Genomic DNA, 20,923 nt, shown 5'->3' with positions numbered 1-20,923 from the left:
GGATTATTCAGAGCTAAAAGCTGCTGCTTTTTGCATTTGGTAATACTTGCCCTTTCTAACCATGAGCTCTTGATGATTTCCATGCTCCACGATATCGCCATCCACCAAGACAAGAATCAAATCCGCATCCTGAATAGTTGACAAACGGTGAGCAATGATAAAGCTTGTACGTCCCTTCATCAGTTTAGCAAAGGCATCCTGTACTAGCACTTCTGTCCGTGTATCGATGGAGGAAGTCGCTTCGTCTAAGATAAGAATCTTTGGTATAGCTAGAAAGACTCGGGCGATGGTCAAGAGCTGGGCTTGACCGACAGATAGTGATTCTCCTGCATTTTCCAACTTGGTATCGTATCCCTGTGGCAACTGTTGGATGAAAAAGTCTGCATTGGCTGCTTTGGCAGCGGCAATCACTTGCTCCCGACTGGCATCAGGATTCCCAAAGGCAATATTGTCATGAATGGTTCCTTGCTTGAGCCAGGTTTCTTGGAGCACCATGCCAAACTGCTGTCTCAATGATGCTCGGGTATAATCATAAATGGATTTCCCATCTAACAAGATATCTCCCGAGTTAATGGGATAAAAACGCATGAGGAGATTGATAAGAGTTGACTTACCAGCACCTGTCGGACCAACGATGGCTACCTTGCTACCAGCTGGGATATCGATAGACAAATCCTTAATCAAGATCCTTTCAGGATTGTAGCCAAAAGAAACATGCTTAAAGGAAATGGCTCCCTTCACTTGGTCACTGGTCAAGATTTCCTTACCTGTTTCAACAACCTCAGGACTTTCTAAAACAGCATAGACACGCTCTGCGCAAGCGAGAGCACTTTGCAACTCGGCTAGAACTGAAGAAATATCATTAAAGGGCTTGGTGTACTGTTGGACATAGTTCAAAAAAGTCACTAAACGCCCAATGGTCAAGGTTGAACCCATCATGATACGATAGGCTCCCACTCCAGCAAGAAGGGCATAAATGAGCGCATTGACAAAGCGAGTTGAAGGATTAACCGTTGATGAATAAAAGATGGCTGACTGAGAATAGCCTGCATAGTTGGCATTAGCCTCGTGCAGTCTTTGGATAAACTCTGTTTGAGCATTGAAGGACTGGATAATAGTTTGCTGGCTAAGAGACTCTTCAATCAACTGAGTCTGAATTCCCCTCGTCTCTGTTTGCTTCTGGAAGAGATGATAGGACCGTTTGGCAATAAAGCGTGAAATTACCATAGACAGGGGTGTCAACAGCAAGACCAAGAGGGTCATGAGGAGATGAATTTGGATCATGGCTAGAATACTAACCAAAATCATCAAAACACCAATAAAAAATTGGTTAAAAATCATGGTCAAGCCAGCTGCCAACTGTTCTATATCCGTGGTCACACGACTAACCATCTCCCCACTGCCTTGCCGGTCCACAAAAGCAATCGGTAAACGATGGAGCTTATGAATGATTCGCTCTCGCAAGTCTTTTGCATAAGAGAAGATTAGACGATTATAAAGAAGAGGATTGGCCCATTGTACCAGTGTATTTCCTATGACTACCAAGATCATCTGGAGGAAAATCTGCCAAAAAACTGGTGATGAACCAGCCACTAGAACTTGGTCAATGACCTGTCCAATCAGAATAGGTAGGTAAATTGATAAGCCAACTTGGGCAATAGTTCCTAGAAAGGCTAGGAAAAGGAGGAAGGGATGGCTTGCTAAATCCTTAGCCAAACGTTTGAGCGTCTGGTTTGCAGTTTGTCGTTTCATGCTAGTCCTCCTTTCCATGTTGAGATGCATTGATTTCGCGATAGACTTGGCTAGTCTTCATCAAGTCATCGTGCTTGCCAACAGCTAGGAGCTCACCTTTTTCCAAGAGGAGAATCTGGTCAGCCATCCGAAGTGTCGAAGTCCGTTGAGAAATCAAGATTAAGCTCGTGTTAGGTAAATTCTCTCGGATAGCTTTCAAGAGCTTGGACTCGGTGATGGTGTCGAGGGCCGAGGTCGCATCATCTAGGATGAGAAATGGAGCTTGGCGCAACACCGCTCGGGCAATAGATAGCCTTTGTTTTTGTCCACCTGAGAAATTTCGCCCTCCTGCCTCAACTAGGGCGTCCAAGAGCCCTTCCTTTTCACTGACAAAATCCTTAGCTTGCGCAATCTCCAAGGCTTGCCAGAGTTCTTGATTAGTCACTTCTTGATTTAAACCCAAAGTTAAGTTGGAACGAATAGTTCCTTTAAAGAGTTCGACCTTTTGGGGAACATAGGCAATCCAAGACCGCCACTGCTCAAGATTACGAGGACTACGTCCATTTCGATAAAGGTCAATGCTCCCCTTGTCTGCTGGGTAAAGTCCAAGTAAGACTTGCACCAAGCTTGATTTCCCAGAACCAGTACCCCCAATGATACCAAGGATTTGCCCTTGCTTCATATCAAAGGAAATGTCTCTAAGAGAAGGCTGAGCCGCATCAGGATAGGTAAAGATTAACTCTTTGACTTGTAAAACCTGATCGTTGGTAACTTGTTTTTCTTCTAACTCTGAATGGATATCTTCTGGAGCTTCGGCAAAGACTTCCTCGATTCGCTTGGCTGAGATATAGGACTGATTGAGGGAATTTATCAGCATGGCGAGCTTAACCAATTCCACCAAGATTTGCAAGAGATAATTGATGAGGGCAATGAGGGCACCTTGACTGAGTAAACCTCCTTGAATTGAAATATAGCCCTGCCAGATGATGACAAGAAGAGTTCCATTAACAATCAGATAGGTCAGAGGTGTTAGTAAACTGGACCAGAAACCCGTCTTTTCTTGTAATCTTGCATAAACTTGGTTAAGAGTTTGAAAAATCTGTAACTCTCGTTTTTCTTGACCAAAAGCACGAATAACTCGCATGCCTTGTAATTGCTGACGCGTTTCCTGAACCAGCTGGTCCGTTTTCTTTCTGAGACTGCTGTAGAGAGGATTGACCAGTCGAGAGAGACCGACAATGACAATGGTTAAAATGACAACCATGACTAAGAACCAGAAAGTCAGCTCAGCTGAGATGCGATAGGCCATAAAAATGGCTCCAAAAACGATAATAGGCGCTCGCAAAAAGAGACGCAGGAATTGATTGATCCCAGTCTGAATCTGGTAGGTATCCGAAGTCAAGCGTGTCACCAGGCTAGATGTTGTCAGACGATCTCTGCTGTCCTTAGGCAAGGAAAGAATATGACGATAAAGGTCGTCTGTCAGTTCTTTGGCAAAACCCACCGCAGCCTTAGCTGAGTAAAACTGGGCTATCAAGGCCACTAAAACACCAATCACTGCAAAGATAAGGAGCAGGCCAATCTGCATCCATAGATGCCCTTGATCTCTCTGAGGCAAGGACTGGTCAACAATCTCAGCAATCACCATGGGAACCAAGAGCTCAAACACAGCTTCTAGTAGCTTGAACAGGGGTGCTAAAATTGATTCTTTGATATAGGGTTTGAAGTAAGATAGTAAGTGTTTCATAAATCCCTTCTATTCTTATTCTGGAAATGAAGAAAGTGGGAAACGCCCACCCTCTCTGTTTTATTTGTTTAAGTAAGGTAATAGATAGCCATATCCTGCTTTTTCCATCTCATCCTTGGCTACAAAGCGTAAGGAAGCAGAATTAATACAGTAACGGAGGCCACCTAACTCCTGAGGTCCATCTGTGAAAACATGACCCAAGTGAGCATTTCCTGACCGAGAACGAACCTCGATTCGCTCCATTCCATGGCTCAAATCCTTGTAATAGTGAATCAATTCCTTAGAAATCGGACGACTAAAACTTGGCCAACCACAACCTGAGGCAAACTTATCCTTAGCGAAAAAAAGCGGTTCACCCGTCGTGATGTCTACATAAATCCCTTCTTCAAAGGTCTGGTCATAAGCATTACTAAATGGAGCCTCTGTAGCAGCTTCTTGCGTAACACGGTAAGACTCTTCAGTTAAACTTTCCTTTAACACCTCTTGACTAGGCTTTTCATAGTTAGATGCGTCAATCAATGGCTTCTCAGCATCGGTCACATCGATATGACAGTAACCGGAAGGATTTTTCTTGAGATAGTCTTGATGGTAGTCTTCTGCTAAAATGTAGTGGCGAAGTTTCTCCACTTCTACTGCAATCTTTCGACCCAGCATGCGCTCCTGCTCCTGCACCACTGTGTAGATAGCTGGCAAGTCTGCTTCATCCTGATAATAGATCCCCGTTCGATATTGGCGACCACGGTCATTCCCCTGCTGGTTGATAGACAAGGGATCAATAACACGGAAATAATAAAGCAAAATCTCTCTGAGTGACACTACTTTCTCATCATAAATCACTTGAACCGTTTCTGCATGGTCTGTTTCCTTAAGTAGCTGGTAATTGGTCGTTTTGACTTGGCCATTAGCGTAGCCGACACTGGTTGCTAGCACTCCAGAAATTCGGGAAAAATACTCCTCTATGCCCCAAAAACAACCACCAGCTAGATAAATTTCTGCCATCTTCGTTTCTCCTCTATCAAGTTTTTAACTAATACTCTTCGAAAATCTCTTCAAACCACGTCAGCTTACATCTGCAACCTCAAAACAGTATTTTGAGCTGACTTCGTCAGTTTCATCTACAACCTCAAAACACTGTTTTGAGCAACCTGCGGCTAGCTTCCTAGTTTGCTCTTTGATTTTCATTGAGTATAAACTTCTTTTCAAAAAAAGGATAGGAAGCCCTCTAGTCAAGAGTTTCCCCATCCTATCATCTATTCTTTATTTTGCTTCGACACGGACACCTTGGGTATCAACTTTCAAGTCATGAAGTTTTCCTTTGAAGGGTTGCTTTTCCAATTCTGCCTTAATCATTGGCATCTTATCGTGAGAAGCCAAGACCATAACTGTCGGCCCTGCTCCAGAGAGATAGGTCGCATAGGCACCATTCTCTTTGGCTACTTGCTTAATCGTCGCAAATTCTCTCACTAGGTCCTGACGATAGCGCTCATGGAAGAGGTCCCCCTCAATTGCTTGCCCAGCTGTCACCATATCTCCCGCCAACAAAGCTGCGACAGCCACATTGGCGATAGAACTAGCTGCAACAGCTTCCTTGTAGGACAATTTTTTAGGCAAGACACCACGGCTATCGCGAGTGCGCAATTCATAGTTGGGAATATAAGCTAAAAAATCACATTCTGGGAAGTCAGCCACGATAGCAGAGACTTGCCCTTCAACGGAACTTGCAATAACGAGATTACCATAAATGGCTGGAGCCACATTGTCAGGATGTCCTTCAATCTTGGTCGCCAACTGCAACTTTTCATGGTCAGATAAGTTGAGCTTGCCCAGTTGATTAGCCAGTTCAATTCCAGCAACGATAACCGAGCTAGAAGAACCCAAACCACGCGCCAGGGGAACATCACTGATCATTTTCAAGCGTCTCGGTTGCAAGTCCGGCGCAATTTGCAAGGCAATCTTGAGCAAAAGGTTACGCTCGTCATGGGGAATCCATTTGCCAATCTGATGTTCAATCAACCACTCATCCCGTTCTTCACAGACCTCAATTTGAAGATACTTGGTTACAGCTACACCGACCGAATCAAAACCTGGTCCGATATTGGCACTGGTTGCAGGTACAATAATCTTCATCCTATTCTCCTAACACCTTGAAGGTATTCAAGAGGTCAAATTCTAAAGCTTTGGCCAACTCAGCTGAAACATTCTCAAGTTGTGCTTTATTGATCTTATGAGTAATAATCACTACACGCGCCTTGTCACCCTCTTTGCCATCTTGGAGGATTTGCTTGAAGGAAATATCTTGAGCATTAAAGATTTCGGCCAGTTTCAAGACCTGACCTTTTGAGTCTGGTGCCAAGATTGAGAAGTAATAATTGGCTTTGACATCTTCTGGATTTGCCAAGACAAGTTCACGGCTATATTCGTTGAAGTCTTTACCAATGGTGCCATCATTCAAGCGACGAACGATACGGACAATGTCTGCTACAACACTTGTTGCAGTTGGTTTTTGACCAGCACCTGGTCCGTAGTACATAGACTCACCGATACCAATAGATTCTACAAAAACAGCGTTCATTACCCCATTCACACTGGCAAGTGGATGTGCTTTAGGAAGGAAGGTTGGAGTTACTTCCGCAGCAATACCTGAAGGAGTTTCCTCGATAGAACCTACCAATTTCACTACATAGCCGAGGTTTTGGGCAACAGCTACGTCTTCTGGTGTGATGTTACGGATTCCCTTGTGGGCTACATCGTCAAAGGCAACCTTCATACCAAAAGCAAATTGGCTCAAAATCACCATCTTATAAGCTGCGTCAATCCCATCCACGTCATTTGTTGGGTCACTTTCTGCAAATCCAAGTCTTTGAGCTTCAGCCAGAGCATCATCATAAGACCAGCCTTCTTCGACCATTTTGGTCATCATAAAGTTAGAAGTTCCGTTAACGACACCAAGAACGCGCGTGATTTTATCAGAAGCCAATGAATTTGCTAGAGTACGAAGAATTGGAATCCCACCAGCAACTGCTGCTTCGTAGTAAAGTGCTACATTATGATTTTTAGCGATTTCTAACAATTCTGCACCATGGACAGCCAAAAGGTCCTTGTTAGCAGTAACAACGTGTTTCCCAGCTTCCAAGGCACGAGTGATAAAGGTCTTAGCTGGTTCGATACGCCCCATCAATTCCACTACGATAGTAATGTCCTTGTCTGATAAAATATAGTCTACATTGGTTACAAAGTTAAAGTCATTTCCTGCTGCAAGCAAGCGGTTCTTTTCATCTTCATCCTTGACCAATACCTTGGCCACTTCAATCTCCGAATGAGCTGACTGAACGATTTTTTCTCCATTTTCCTTTAGAAGGAAAGGCACACCACTTGCAACGGTACCAAATCCAAGTAAAGCAATTTTAACTGTCATGTTTGTCTCCTAGAAATTTTCTGATATAGCCATATTATAACAGAATTTTGTGAAAATTCCTAATATAGTAAATCACTATTTCAGTCTAGAAAAGAAAAAACGAATCCCATGATTCGTCTTTCCTGATAAATGAAAATTAATTTTAAAAATCTATGAATGAATCTTTTGCAGACCGAGAACTGCATCGTGGTTGATCAAGATTTGCCCATACTCTTGCAAGACTGAACGACTGATGTCACTGTCGTCTGCAAACTCACGCATACGGGCTAACAGCCAGGATGGGTAAGGACTAGGATGATTTGCCACATCAACCAAGATTGTCAAATAGTACTGTCCATTCATCTTATAGAGTTCAGATGTTTCCATCTGGTAGTTAACCGTCTTTGCAAAAGCAACTAAGTCAGCAAGACTTGTAAAACGCAGGATATAGTAGATATAAGGTTCTTTCTTACTCTCAGTCTCCGTTTCTGTTTGCTCTTGCTCTTCTTCCTTTGCTTCGACCTGCTCTAGAGATTGGATGGCCTCAATATCGTCCTTGGTCTTATCTGCAATGCTCTTTTCCAAGGTTTTGAGAAATTCATCCGGCGACATTTGGGCTAATTCTTCCATGTCTGGTAGATCCGCCAAATCTTCAAAATCCAGATTCTGGTCAATCTTGGACTTGGTCACAAAGACATCTACCTTATCAGGTTTTGGCGTCACACGAAAACTCAACATGCCACTATCAAGGAAATTGTCTGGCATCTCTAATTCATCTAAAATAGCATAGAAAAACTCTTCGGTTTTTTCCTGAGGAACGAGAAAGTCTGCAATCTCCATTCCCCGATCCATCAAATCATCTAAAGTCATCGTGATTTTCAGTGTTGTATCACTAATTTGTTTCATCTTCATATCTAGTAACCTCATACTTTCAGTCTATCTATTATACTAGATTTTTACGATTTTATCAAAAGAATGAAGCGAGAATGTGATATAATACTAGATATGATTTAAGATTTAAGAAAGAAAGTTCAATGAAAAATATAAAAGTTAATGCATTGGCTAGCTTGCTGGTCAATATCCTCAATATCGTTTTTCCACTGATAACCAACCCTTATCTGACGCGGATTCTCAGCAAATCCAATTACGGTTATTTCAATACGGCCAATACCTGGGCTAGTTTTGTCATTCCACTAGCCGCCTTTGGGATTTACAACTACGGAATTCGTGCTATCAGTAAGGTCAAGGATGACAAGAATAAAATCAACTATGTTTTCTCTAAGTTGTTTTATATCTCAGTTTTCACTTCTCTCCTGACCACTGGTATCTACTTCCTTTTTATCTTCTTTGACACCAGCATTGAGAACCTGAAAGTCCTCTACTACATCCTAGGGGCCCAGGCTCTCTTCCAATTCCTCAATATCGAATGGATGAACGAAGCCTATGAAAACTATGCCTTTATCCTTTACAAGACATTGATTATTCGAATTACCATGCTGGTCGCTATCTTTGCCTTTGTCAAAACTGCTGATGATATCGTTCCTTATGCTATCGTCATGACAGCGACCACTATCCTCAACTACCTCCTTAGTTTTCTTTGGATTAAGAGAGAAGTTTCTTTTGTTAAAATTGATTTCATCGAGTTAGCTAAGGCTTCTAAACCACTCTTTACTATGCTTCTCCTGGCAAATGCCAATATGCTTTATACCTTGCTAGATAGAATGTTTATCACCAAGGGACCAGATGAAAACTATATTTCTTATTATACAATTGCCTATAACATCGTTATGCTGATTGCAGGTGTCTTAAGTGGAGCTATCAGTGTCAGCATTCCACGTCTCGGCTACTACCTCGGGAAAAAGGATTATAATTCTTATAATTATCTTGTAAATCAAGCGGCGTCATTATTCTATTTTCTCATGATTCCAACTAGTTTTGGGATTATGATTTTGGGAAAGTACGCAACGGTTATCTACTCTTCTGAAAAGTATCTTGAGGCAGGTATCGTGACCAGCGTCTTCGCCTTTCGAACCATTATCTGGGCTATTGAATTGATTCTTGGTAAGCAAATTATCTTTATCAATGACCACGAGAACCGCTTGACCGCTTTCTACTTTGCTGGTGGTGGAGCAAATCTCCTCTTCAACTGTATCTTGTATATCAATAATATTTTTGCCCCTGAGTATTATATTGCTACTACCATTATTGCGGAAGCCATCGTTGTTCTCTTAGAAATTCATTTTATTAAGAAACATCAACTAATTAATTTAAAAGAAATCTTTGAGACCTTAACACGTTATGGTCTCATATCCCTTGGATTTATCCCGATCTTCTATATTTTCAAGATGATTTTCCAAATCAGTTCCTATACGGTGAACCTCAACATGATCCTCATGGTTCTCTCTACCATAGCTACTTGTGGAATCTACTATCTCTTAACACTCTTTCTCACTAAGGATAAAACACTTCACTATGCACTGAACCTAGTATTAGCTAAGATCAAAAGAAACTAAAAGAACACCCTACTGATAAACGCTCGTTTATCAGTAGGGTGTTTCTTATTTATTCTTTTTCTTTCTTGTCAGAAGTATTGGCTTCTAGATTTGAATCTTGTTTTGGCTGTTCAGCACTAGAGGAATTAGCTTCTTGTTTCTGTTCTGGCTTGACTGCATCGCTATTTACAGTAGCAACAGCCTGTCTCCAAATTCCTTCTTCGTTTACCTTGTAACCATCAGGTGTCGTTGCATTCTTCAATAAAGAACCATCAGCTTGGAAATAGTACCAATTACCATCAAGTCGTTTCCAACCGGTCTGCATAGCTCCTGATTCATCAAAGTAATAATGATCACCATTTACTTTATGAAGGCCAACCAACATGATACCATCTTCAGGATTGAGATAATACCAGATTCCTTTATCCTTGATCCAACCTGTCTTCATAGCTCCACTTACTTCAAAGTAACGATAATGATTATCAAACCATTTCCAGCCTGTTTGCATAGCTCCTGATGCACTAAAGTAATACTGCTTACCATCTACTTGTTGGAAACCAACCAGCATGATACCTTCCTGATCTTCAAGATAATACCATGTTCCTTGATCCTTCAACCAACCAGTTTTCATAGCTCCTGAGTCAGCATAATAATACCAGTGTTTATCAAGCCACTGCCAGCCTGTTTGCATGGCACCGCTGGTATTCAAATAGTAGCGCGTACCATTGATTTCTTGTTTCCCGATCTGCATAATACCATCTTGATTTAGATAATACCATTTCTCATTATCCTTAATCCAGCCTGTTTTCATAGCTCCTGAGTTCGCATAGTAATACCAATGGTTCTCTAGCCATTTCCAGCCAGTTTGCATGGCACCACTAGCGTTCAAATAGTAACGAACACCATTTATATCTTGTTTTCCAGTGAGCATGATACCATCTTTGTCCAGATAATACCAAGTATCCTGATCCTTGATCCATCCAGTTTTCATAGCTCCAGAACTTGCAAAATAGTTCCAGTGACCATCAACAAAGGCCCAGCCATTTTGCATGACACCTTCTTGATTAAAGTAATATGTGCTTCCATTGATATTCTTTTTACCGATAGTTCGTAACCCATCCTCATCATAGAAATACCAATCTGAGTCAATCTTTTGCCAGGTTGAAGGCTTACCTGCTGTTTGGAGTGCACCACTGTCTGCAAAGAACATCTTCTTGCCATTAAAGAATTGATTTCCTGTTAGCATTTTCCCATCTGCTGCAAAGAGATATTTCTTACCTCCAATTTCAGAAAGCTCACTAAATCGTCTAGCACCATTTGATTGGATATAATACCAATGACCATCTAGCTTGAACCAACCACCTGTTTGCATTTTACCATTTGAGTTGAGATAGTAATCATTTCCCTTAGCATTTTCTCCCCAATCATCATTAAGGTGAAGCCAGCGGCCTGCTTGCATTTGTCCTTTTCCATTAAAGAAGTAAGTGGCTCCGCCAATCTCTTTCCAACCGATAGCCATTTCCCCATCACTTAAACGATATTTCCAGTGGCCACCTTCTTGATACCATTTTTCGTCAACTACAGGGATGTCAGGGAAGAGATTAGAAACATTGGCAAATCCGCTATCACTAATATCAAAAACGGTAGCATCTTGAGTTTGACTAGAAGCTCTGAGAACTTGAATATTTTTCTTTTGGAGGTATTCTCTGGTTGAAGCAACATTAATATCACCACCAGTTGTTTGAATAATCATCTTTGGAGATAGGTTTTCAAGAAAATTAATCGTATTTGAAATTGTCGCATCATAATGATGATTCCATTTCATCATATCAACCTTGCCGATAACTGGACCTAACTTATCTTCCGCTCCTTCGGCATTATCCAAATCTCCACCAAGGTAGATTCTCTTTCCTGCCACAGTCACCACTGAAACGATTGAGTTTGAGTTATCATCTCGAACTTTTTTCAGATTCCCCTCAGCATCATATTCATTTTTATAATTATAGAGTTGGATATCCATATCACCTAATTTAAAGTGACTATCCTCATCTGTAATATTCTGAATAAGAGTAACCCCTCGTTTGTATGCGGCTCTTAAAGCATTATCATAATTGAAAAGATTATCCCAGAGTCCCCAGTGTGAGGTAATCCGTTCATCTGAATATTTTTTTAAATAAAACTTACCAACTTGGTAACGATTAAGTATCTCATCTGCTCCGCCTATATGGTCACTATGAACATGAGTCCCCAAAATAAAATCTAATTTTTTAACACCAATCTGATCAAGATGGCGAATCAAACGGTCTTCCAAGACTTGATAATTTCTCATGGAAATTCCCCAACGACTTGGATAGCGTGGATCACTCCCATCAGGAAAGTCATAGTCTTCCCCCATGTCAATCAGGGCATAATGACCATTGCTCTCCAGAAGGATGGCATCACTCCCAGATTTTGCTTTAGTATTTATGAAATGGATACGATTGCCTGAACCAGCAGTAATGGTGTCTGCATTAACTTGTTGTGATAAACCAATCAACACAAAAAGGAAAGCAAAGAAACTATAACTGACTGATTTAACTAATCCTTTATTCTTCATCTTGAACACTCCTTTCTCGATGAAAACAATCTCTTACTAATCAATCCAATAATTCTTATCAGTTCCTGGAACCTGTTGTTCAACAGGTGGTGGAGTCATATAGTCTGCTCCAAATTCGTAGACAAGAATTTCATGGTATTTTCTCGGAGCCTTCACTACGATGTTTTCGTATGGCATATCAACCAGATCATAGAGCCATTCTTTTTTGATTCCCTCTGGAAAGCTTGGATCAAATATCGTACAGGTAAGATCTGTAGCTTGATTTACGCTATATTTCAAAGCAAGGTTCTCTAATTTTTGATTCCAAGTTTGTGGAGAACTTAGGCGAAAAATAGCTGACCCAATATAACGAGGTAGATTTTTTATCCCCCCATTTTCTGATTTAATTCCTTTGAAATTCAAAGAAGAAAGGCGGACAAAGTGTTTATAGAGCTTCATTTTCTTACAATCACTTTCCTCTGTCACGACACCATCGTATGGAAAAATGTCAACGCAAGTTCCCAATACGACTGTCGGGTCCAGAAGATTGGCATCTCTACGTGTTCTAATATCATGGACACGCATATAACTGTAAGGATATCCTTTTGTTTCTCTAAATGAAATCAATTTGTAGTAGGGATGATTCTCATTTTTTAAAACCTGATAAAGCTTTTCAAATTCATCACGCGCCAAAGAAATATCCGTATCATCATCCCAAGGGATAAATCCTTTATGGCGAACAGCTCCTAGTAAGGTTCCAAAATCAATAAAATATTTAATCTGATGCTGTTCACATAGTTCATGTAGATACTTTAAAATATCCAACTCCACTTGTTTTATTTCTTCAAGACTTAAAACTCTCTCAGACATACTTTCTATTCTCCTAATTTTGACTAATTTTTTAAACGATTTTTAACTGCGATTTGCTTACTTAGAACTTTTAGTGATTTTCCACAGTTTAAAATCATGGTGAGATACTCTTTGTTCAAGAGGCGGCAATTGCATGTAATCCCCATAGTCAGAGGTCAAAATTTCATGGTAGTGTTTTGGAATCATAAATTTCTTGCCTTCAAACGTTCCCACAATCACTTGTTCTAACCACTCACGTTTCCAAACTGGCTTATTCATATCCTTGTAAATCAAATAGTCAATTTGCTCGTAGTCAGCAACTGCTCTAGATTTAGCAAGCCCATCAATTTGCTCAACATACTTATTCGTATTTGTGAAATAGAAAATGACAACAGAAATATAACGAATTAGAGAATTTAGTAGACTTTTTGTATTAGTAATTCCTTTAAAAGTGTAACAACTCAATTGACGTTTCTTTATGAGTTTCGTCATTTTGTTTTTAAAATCTGCATCATCTTCATAACCATCTACAGGGAAAATATCCACATAGATTCCCATATTTGAATCGATGCGAACATCTTCTTCCAACAAGTAAGTATGGTTGTCCTTCACTTTCATGAAAGGATAGACATAGTTGAGATTATTTTTATAAGACATGACTTCGTAACGTTCATCAGGGTTAGCGATAAGGTAATCTTGTAGTTTCTCATAGTCTTCTCTTAGCATGCAGATATCCATATCATCATCCCAAGGAATAAAACCTTTATGGCGAACCGCACCAATTAGACTTCCATATGCTAAGAAATATTTGGCACCAATTTTCTGACAAACTTCATGAATATACTCCATGATTCCAAGTTCCATCTGTTGAATTTCATTGACTTCTGTTACTTCTTGGTACCGAACTCCTTCATCTCGTTTGCAGACTACGAGTCCATAGCCAATTGCTAACCAGAAGATGATATTAATAAAGTTGGTTGAATACATAATCTGACTTTCAAATAATTGACCAAACAAGATACCGAAGAAAAGGATCATGATCAATTTATCAGTATTTTTCTTTGAAACAATCAAATACGTTAAAAAGCGCTTGATGACATAAGCCAGTATAAGAAGGAAGGATACCAAGCCTAGAACTCCCGAACTGACAAATATGGTCACAAAAATATTATGGAAATTCCCACCGATAAGAGAGTTTTGAATCTCAAATTTACTGAAATATTCTGTGTAGTAATCTGGAACATTCCGTACACCATAACCAAAAATTGGTTTCGTACTTCCCATCTTGATGGCATTTTTCCAAATATACGTTCTACCACTTGGTGTTGTTTCGATTAGATGAAGTTCACCGTTCTTCTTAGCGACAGACGAATCTGTTTCAGCATAGGATTGCCCTTTGTTTAAATCTAAGACAGTCGCAGTTTCAGATGCGATATAAATTGAAGTTGCATAGCTTAATCCAATATTAGCAGCAGTAATCAGCAAACCAGCAACTATAAAAGTGAGGAATCGTTTAACGATACTTCCTCTAGTAGCAAAGAAACTATAAAGTCCAACCATGAGAAGTAAAGAAAGTAAGGCTCCTCGACTTTGCATCGTAGCGAAGTAAACTAATTGAATCACATTGTTCAGTTTAAGATAAACAGAATATTTACTTCCTTTATGGATCAAATACATGGCCAAAATAATGCTAATGTATGAAAATATCGCACTAGCATTAGGATTGACAATCCCCCACAGACGTCCATTCATGACACCATAGTAATAAGATTGTTCGCCAATCTTAAATAGGATAAGGACTCTACTTACCAATAAACCAAACGCAAAAATTGCTGAAGAAAAAGAAACAATTTGAACCGTATAGGCAATCCAGTCAAATAATTTTTTAAGTTGCCCTGATTGTAACATGGTAAATAATAAAACATAGGTTACCATGAAGAGAATTTCAATCACATTTCCAATCAGATGTCCAGAGCGATTGAAGACAGCAGATAGCAGGTGACTTCCAGCTAAGAGTCCAAATAAGGATAGAAATTTGCGATCTACTGTGATTTCTTTCCGCTTAAACAATAAGGTATAGCAAATATAAAGCACTACAATCGCGGACAATCCCTTATAGAAGGGATTTGCTATCTTATAAACCAGTGAACTCATACTTAAAATCGAAATGAAAACAAACAGATACGCAATCCATGGTTTTGATTTTTCAAAGTATTCATCCATTTTTGAAAAATTCATTTTCAACTCCTTCTCATGATATTAGTTTTTTAATCCAACAATTTTCTTATATAGCCATGGAGAAATGACAAGTGAAAGGATCGCTACCTTGCGAAAAGTAGTGAAATAAGCATCCTTCCATATTTCGCGTCGATGCTGAACAATCCAAGTCCTCAGCTCGACTTTCTCCTTTTGATACTCTTCACGTGAAGTAAAGATAATTTTATCGTAAACTGTGATGTACGACCAACATTCTCTATTTTTTAATTCATATTTTAAATTAGGAAAGACTTGTGAAACTTGAGCAATTATTTGCTTATAAACTTCTATCGTATCAAACACATGCTGATTAACAGATGTTGTTGCACTTCCCTCACGATGATCATAATAATAAACAGGCTTGTCAATAAATACGCTACTGCATCTTGTCTTTAGTAGCAATTCAGTTAAAAATAAGGCATCTTCAGCTAGGTGATAATTTGTATTAAACTTTTCATCCGCAAGCAGGTCTCTCTTAAACAGTTTTGCAACTGGAAAAAATGACGTTCTGGTGGTCATCAGTAGTTCCTTCATGGTTTCTTCTGTTGACCAGAGTTCTGTTTTTCCAGAATGTGGAGGTAAATCTGTCACAATGCCATTTTTAATATGGTGCAGAGGAGCAATTACAAAGCCTACATTCAACCCCTCAACTGCACTAGCTAAAGTAGCTAGGTAATCCTGGGTAACGAAATCATCGCTATCAATAAAGGTAACCCAAGAACCCGTCGCTAGCTGAATTCCCATATTTCTAGCATTTGAAACTCCAGCATTTTCGATATGATGAACCTTGATATTCTCATACTGAGATGCTAAGTGATCACAGATCTGTCCGCTGGAATCAGTAGAACCATCGTTGATTAAGATTAACTCAAAATGGGCATAAGTCTGTTGAAGAATCGACTCCACACATCGCTCCAGATAGGCTTCTACATTGTAGACTGGAACGATAACGCTTATTTTTTCTCCCATCATGCTCCATATTCTCCCTTATACTCTGTGTAGCTCTTGTCCATGTCTGCTATAATAGCATCATGATGCGGTACTTGCTTGTCCGCTGGTGGCGGTGTCATATAATCCCCAAAAGCAGTGCTGAGATAGGCATCGTAGCCAACTGGAATGGGCATCTCTGTTCCTTCGAATGGCAAAAAGAGATTGTCTTCAAAGGATGCGATTGGGTATTTGTTTCGCATGTAGCCGGGACCTGAGCATAATTCCGTGATTCCATCGCTCTCAGCCAGACCATACTTGGTCATTTCTTTTTCAGCTTTTTTCCAAATGTGATAACGTAGAGATTTTGGAGTCAGGCCGAGTAAGATGCGACTTCCCCATTTCATGATGGCACCATGCTTTTCTGGGATAGTTTGGGCGCAAAAGAGTGAATAAATCAAGGCCCAACGAACCTGTTTCTTACGCTCAGCCGGATTTTTAGGATAATAATCCAAAGGCAAAACATCCAAGGCCAAACCGTGGGGCAAATCCAAATCCTTCTGATAAGGCTTGATACAAGTGGTTTCCTTGTCACGAATGGTAATAAAAAGGTTACGGTCTACAAAATCCTTCTTGCTCTTTGACAAGAAATAGCGCTCATCTGCATAACGGGGCCACAGTTCTGCTAATTTTTCATAGTCCTTACGAGGCATGAAAAAGTCTAAGTCATCATCCCAAGGAATGAAACCCTTATTACGAAGGGCGCCAATAGCTCCTCCACCACAGAGGTAGCATAACAAATTATGTTCTTTACAAAACGCGACAAAATATTCAGCCATTTCTAGACTACGAGCCTGAATCGCTTTCAAATCACTCATATCTCTCCTCTTCTGTCCAATAACGAGTTATATCGTTTTATTATACCATAAAAAAGCCTTAAAAATCTATCAGATAGTAAGAAAAACCAAAGCTCAGAATACCATTTCACTAGTGAATCAAACTTTGATTTTCATTTATCACCTCTTATCTCATCCCCATTTGAGCGAGCTTGGTTTGGTATTTATTTTGATCGACAAGAAGTCCTTGCCCTCCATAGACATCATAAGCATCTACCCAATCACCAAGTTCTGGTACTGTGAGTCTTTCAATTCCATTTTGAGCACCTTCTAGGACAGATAAGCCATTGGTCAACAAAAAGCTATATGGTAGATTTGTTGATGTCATGCCAAAGACTTTTCCAAGTGCCTCTGATCCTGTAAAAAGCTTGGTTGGATCTTTAATCTGCTCAAGAACAGCTGACATCACTTGTTGTTGTCTCTTGGTACGACCATAGTCCCCTTCATCATCATCACGGAAACGAGCATAGTTCAGCAAGGTGGATCCATTCATCTGCTGTTTTCCAACTTTGATAGTTTGAGTTGGCGACTCAGTCTCTGTTGCATGAAGGTCATCTCCAACTGTGGCTTCTGTCAAAGGTTGACCATTCAATGTTGAGAATTGAGCATCAATCGTTACTCCGTCAGGGAAGAGGGTATCAATGGCTGTTGCAAAGGCTTGGAAATCAACTAGGGCATAGTACTTGATGTCCAAATCAAAGTTGTCTTTTAGAACCTTGCGAACCATTTCTGCTCCTTTTTGTCCCTCCTGCTCCCCAAGTTCATAGGCAACATTGAGTTTATTATCCGTTTGTTTCTTGCCATTTACAATCTTACTATACCCGTCAATATAAACTAGGTTGTCGCGCATGAAGCTGACTAGCTTGATCTTTTTATCCGATCCGCTGACATTTAGTACCATGATCGTATCGGTACGGGTTTCTGCACTGTTTTGGCCAATACGGCCATCTGTCCCCATGATTAGGATATTCACCCCGTCTTTAGTATCTTGACCATTAAACACCTGTACTTGTGCCGCCTTGGCGTCAGCCGGCTTATTTGTTGGATTTGTTGCTGACTGGAATCCTCGAAGAAACATAAAAATCATCCCTGCAGCCACACAAGTAATCAACAGCAAGAACCAAGTCAGTATTCGTTTGAAGCGAATTCTTCTTTTTTTCTTTTTGACTTTAGGCAGAGGAGTTCCCTTTTCACGTCTCTTAGATCGACTTCTACTGCCATAAGTTGGAAGATCAATATCTCTACCCCAAGTTTCTTCTTTTTCTTCTTGATAGAAATGGTGAACTTCAGACTTGGAACCTGTCATTTTTTGCTGCAGATAGTCAAACTCCCTCCGTTCACGATCGTTGAGGTAATGAATATTTTTGAAGAGATAGTCATAACGTAACTGCTCGTGATGACTTAAAGGATTTTCTTTGCTCATTGACTCTCCTTTTCTATATCAGTTATGGTAAAAATCGGGTAGGTTCCCAGTATCTTGTGCTGGATCCCAATGGCCTCTAGTTCTTGTCTGGCAAAATGAACCAGTTCTTTGTCACTATTGTCTACATCGATAATGAAAAAGTATTCTCCCAAGGCTGTTTTAAGGGGGCGACTTTCAATCTTTGTTAAGTCAATCCCTCTCCAAGCAAAGGTCGAAAGCGCCTTGTAAAGAGCACCAGGTAGGTTGTCTGGTAAGGTCAAGGCCAAACTCATTTTTTCAGCCTGTGAGTTCAAAGGAATCTTCGGTATCTCTGCCCCTAACACCCAAAAACGCGTGAAATTGGCTTCCATTTCTTGAATATCCTCAGCAATCAATGCCAATCCATATTCTTCAGCTGAACTTCTAGGAGCAATGGCTGCGTATGGCTGGTCTGGATGTTCCGAAATAAAGCGAGCTGCATAGGCGGTACTGGCGGTTATCTCAATTTTGGCCTCTGGATAGTGTTCATCGATGAATTTTTTTCCCTGAGCCAAAGCCTGAGGATGGGAAAAAATCTTCTCAATTTTTGACTGACCTGGAACTGCCATCAGCTGCTGGTGAATGGGCTGAACGATTTCTGCAACTGCTTGGATGCGAGCCTGATGAAAAAGATAATCCAAGCTTTCATGGACACTACCTTCAATGGAGTTTTCAACTGGTACCACAGAATAGTCCACCAAGCCCTGTTCATAGGCCTTGATGACATCTGTGATATTGGCAAAAGCCTGCAATTCCTCTTTGGGAAAAGCTGTCTGCACAACATGATGCGAAAAAGATCCCTTGGGACCTAGATAGGCAATTTTCATCTCAGTTCCTCTATAATTTCCTCTGGGCTTAACTTGGTCACATCTAGAACCCGACTGGCTACTTCCTCATACCAAGCTTGTCTTTCTTGAAAAATACTGGCTAGTTCTTCCTTGCTTTTATTAAGAAAAAGCGGGCGCTGATTGTCCTTATCAGCTGCGATACGTTGGTAGAGGGTTTCAAAATCTGCTTTTAGGTAGATGTTATCAGGATTGGTCTTAAGCAAGTCGCGATTTCTCTGAGAAATGACAACCCCTCCTCCAGTTGACACAACTTTATCTTTTTGTAGTAAGTCAGATAGGACTTCTGACTCTACTTGACGAAAGGCCACTTCTCCTTTTTCAGCGAAAAAATCCGCAATGGACATGCCCAAACGTTCCTCAATTAAGGCATCCATATCGATGTAGTCTGGGTCCAATCCTCTAGCGATTGTCGATTTGCCCGCCCCCATAAATCCGAGTAATACCTTAGCCATGAATCAAAGTCTCCAAATCATCAAAGAAGCTAGGATAGCTGGTATTGATGGCTTCAGCACGGTCAAGTTCCACTTCTCCATCAGCAACCAAGAGGGCTGCAATAGCTGTCATCATTCCAATTCGGTGGTCACCAAACGTATTGACTCTAGCGCCATGAAGTCTTGATTTCCCTTTGATAATCATCCCATCTGCTGTAGGAGTGATATCCGCTCCCATACTATTTAAGGCATCTGCCACCACCTGAATGCGGTCGGTTTCCTTGACCTTGAGTTCTTCAGCATCCTTAATGACCGTTACACCTTGCGCTTGGGTCGCTAGAAGGGCAATAATGGGTAATTCATCAATCAAGCGTGGAATCAAAGCGCCACCTATCTCCGTTCCTTTCAGGTCTGAAGACTCGACAGTCAAGGTTGCTGATTTAGCGATTGGATCGATTTCAGTTATTTCTAGTTTTCCTCCCATGGCACGAATGACATCAATAATACCAGTACGCGTTTCATTGATGCCCACATTCTGCAGCACTACACGAGAGTTTGGAACAATCAAACCTGCGACCAACCAAAAGGCTGCACTGGAAATATCTCCTGGAACAACTACCTTTTGTCCGGTCAGTTTTTGTGGCCCTTGAACTGTGATTTTCTTGCCATCCACACTTAAATGACCACCAAATTGCTGTAGCATATCTTCAGTATGATTACGGGTGCATTCTTTCTCGAGAATAACGGACTCCCCCTGAGCCTGCAAGGCTGCAAATATCAAGGCAGACTTGACCTGAGCGGAGGCGATTGGCAACTCATAGTGAATCGGTCTTAAATTTTTCGTCCCTTTTAGGCGAAGAGGAGGCAGGTCTCGCTCGGTTTGCCCTGAAATGCTGACACCCATTTTTTTCAGAGGAAGAGTCACACGGTCCATAGGGCGTTTAGAAAGACTGTCGTCTCCGAACATCTCTACTTCAAAATCTGCTCCAGCAAGTACACCTGAAATCAGACGAATCGAGGTTCCAGAATTCCCCATGTCTAAAGCATTTTTAGGATCTTTTAAACCATCCATCCCAACACCTTGAATGGTAACAACCCCATCTTTGTCCTCAATTTCAACACCAAGGTCACGAAAAACCTGCATGGTTGAAAGCACATCCTCTCCACGCAGAATATCATAAACCTTAGTCTCGCCCTCAGCCAAACTTCCAAAAATAATCGAACGGTGGCTGATAGACTTGTCACCTGGTACCCGGATACTGCCATGTAAGTGGCGAATGCTTGTTTTTAGTTTCATAGTTGACCTCATACTTGCAATACTTTTCTTATTTTATCA

16 protein-coding genes are annotated in these 20,923 nt (G+C 40.7%); 1 reads left to right on the top strand and 15 read right to left on the bottom strand.

Features of this window, described 5'->3' with window-relative positions; all coding sequences use genetic code 11:
- Positions 1–3: 3 nt before the first annotated feature.
- From ACVX3R_RS03665 to mecA, 6 genes are all read right to left on the bottom strand, one after another.
- Entirely contained in the window at positions 4–1,752 is a 1,749-nt protein-coding gene (locus ACVX3R_RS03665; RefSeq protein WP_458795510.1) for an ABC transporter ATP-binding protein, read from the bottom strand.
- Position 1,753: 1 nt separating this feature from the next.
- Positions 1,754–3,478, bottom strand: a complete 1,725-nt coding sequence (locus ACVX3R_RS03660) for an ABC transporter ATP-binding protein (RefSeq protein WP_458795509.1) — start codon at positions 3,476–3,478, stop codon at positions 1,754–1,756.
- A 60-nt stretch (positions 3,479–3,538) separates the two neighbouring features.
- Positions 3,539–4,477, bottom strand: a complete 939-nt coding sequence (gene msrB / locus ACVX3R_RS03655; RefSeq protein WP_458795508.1) for a peptide-methionine (R)-S-oxide reductase MsrB — start codon at positions 4,475–4,477, stop codon at positions 3,539–3,541.
- A gap of 258 nt (positions 4,478–4,735) precedes the next feature.
- Entirely contained in the window at positions 4,736–5,605 is an 870-nt protein-coding gene (gene thrB / locus ACVX3R_RS03650) for a homoserine kinase (RefSeq protein ID WP_458795507.1), read from the bottom strand.
- Position 5,606: 1 nt separating this feature from the next.
- Positions 5,607–6,893 carry a homoserine dehydrogenase gene (locus ACVX3R_RS03645; protein ID WP_458795506.1) on the bottom strand — a complete coding sequence of 429 codons (1,287 nt, stop codon included), beginning with the start codon at positions 6,891–6,893 and terminating at the stop codon, positions 5,607–5,609.
- Between the two features lie 150 nt (positions 6,894–7,043).
- Positions 7,044–7,784, bottom strand: coding sequence for an adaptor protein MecA (gene mecA / locus ACVX3R_RS03640; protein ID WP_458795505.1), 741 nt, complete (start codon positions 7,782–7,784; stop codon positions 7,044–7,046).
- Positions 7,785–7,906: 122 nt separating this feature from the next.
- Between mecA and ACVX3R_RS03635 the strand changes: the two genes are divergently transcribed.
- The gene (locus ACVX3R_RS03635) at positions 7,907–9,385 is read left to right on the top strand and encodes an oligosaccharide flippase family protein (RefSeq protein WP_458795504.1); all 1,479 of its coding nucleotides are present in this window, start codon (positions 7,907–7,909) and stop codon (positions 9,383–9,385) included.
- 49 nt (positions 9,386–9,434) lie between these two features.
- Here the strand turns inward: ACVX3R_RS03635 and ACVX3R_RS03630 are convergent, their stop codons facing one another.
- The 9 genes from ACVX3R_RS03630 to aroA all read right to left on the bottom strand — a co-directional run bounded on the left by ACVX3R_RS03630 (position 9,435) and on the right by aroA (position 20,884).
- Positions 9,435–11,960 (bottom strand): ComEC/Rec2 family competence protein, encoded by a 2,526-nt coding sequence (locus ACVX3R_RS03630; RefSeq protein ID WP_458795503.1) that lies wholly within the window; start codon positions 11,958–11,960, stop codon positions 9,435–9,437.
- 36 nt (positions 11,961–11,996) lie between these two features.
- Entirely contained in the window at positions 11,997–12,809 is an 813-nt protein-coding gene (locus ACVX3R_RS03625) for a LicD family protein (protein WP_458795502.1), read from the bottom strand.
- A gap of 57 nt (positions 12,810–12,866) precedes the next feature.
- Positions 12,867–15,026, bottom strand: a complete 2,160-nt coding sequence (locus tag ACVX3R_RS03620; protein WP_458795501.1) for a LicD family protein — start codon at positions 15,024–15,026, stop codon at positions 12,867–12,869.
- A gap of 21 nt (positions 15,027–15,047) precedes the next feature.
- The gene (locus ACVX3R_RS03615) at positions 15,048–16,016 is read right to left on the bottom strand and encodes a glycosyltransferase family 2 protein (protein WP_458795500.1); all 969 of its coding nucleotides are present in this window, start codon (positions 16,014–16,016) and stop codon (positions 15,048–15,050) included.
- Complete coding sequence (locus tag ACVX3R_RS03610) at positions 16,013–16,849, bottom strand: LicD family protein (RefSeq protein ID WP_458795499.1); 837 nt, start codon at positions 16,847–16,849, stop codon at positions 16,013–16,015. The genes ACVX3R_RS03615 and ACVX3R_RS03610 overlap by 4 nt, the downstream gene beginning before the upstream one ends.
- 145 nt (positions 16,850–16,994) lie before the next feature.
- Complete coding sequence (locus tag ACVX3R_RS03605) at positions 16,995–18,290, bottom strand: LCP family protein (protein ID WP_458795498.1); 1,296 nt, start codon at positions 18,288–18,290, stop codon at positions 16,995–16,997.
- Entirely contained in the window at positions 18,287–19,135 is an 849-nt protein-coding gene (gene pheA / locus ACVX3R_RS03600; RefSeq protein WP_458795497.1) for a prephenate dehydratase, read from the bottom strand. Before pheA ends, ACVX3R_RS03605 begins: the two co-directional genes overlap by 4 nt.
- Positions 19,132–19,608 (bottom strand): shikimate kinase, encoded by a 477-nt coding sequence (locus ACVX3R_RS03595; RefSeq protein WP_458795496.1) that lies wholly within the window; start codon positions 19,606–19,608, stop codon positions 19,132–19,134. The genes pheA and ACVX3R_RS03595 overlap by 4 nt, the downstream gene beginning before the upstream one ends.
- Complete coding sequence (gene aroA / locus ACVX3R_RS03590) at positions 19,601–20,884, bottom strand: 3-phosphoshikimate 1-carboxyvinyltransferase (RefSeq protein ID WP_458795495.1); 1,284 nt, start codon at positions 20,882–20,884, stop codon at positions 19,601–19,603. Before aroA ends, ACVX3R_RS03595 begins: the two co-directional genes overlap by 8 nt.
- Between the last annotated feature and the right edge of the window lie 39 nt (positions 20,885–20,923).

Source organism: Streptococcus sp. 517s (genome assembly GCF_054445985.1).
Note: the sequence above shows the minus strand (reverse complement) of the source record. Positions and strands in the feature narration are given on the sequence as shown.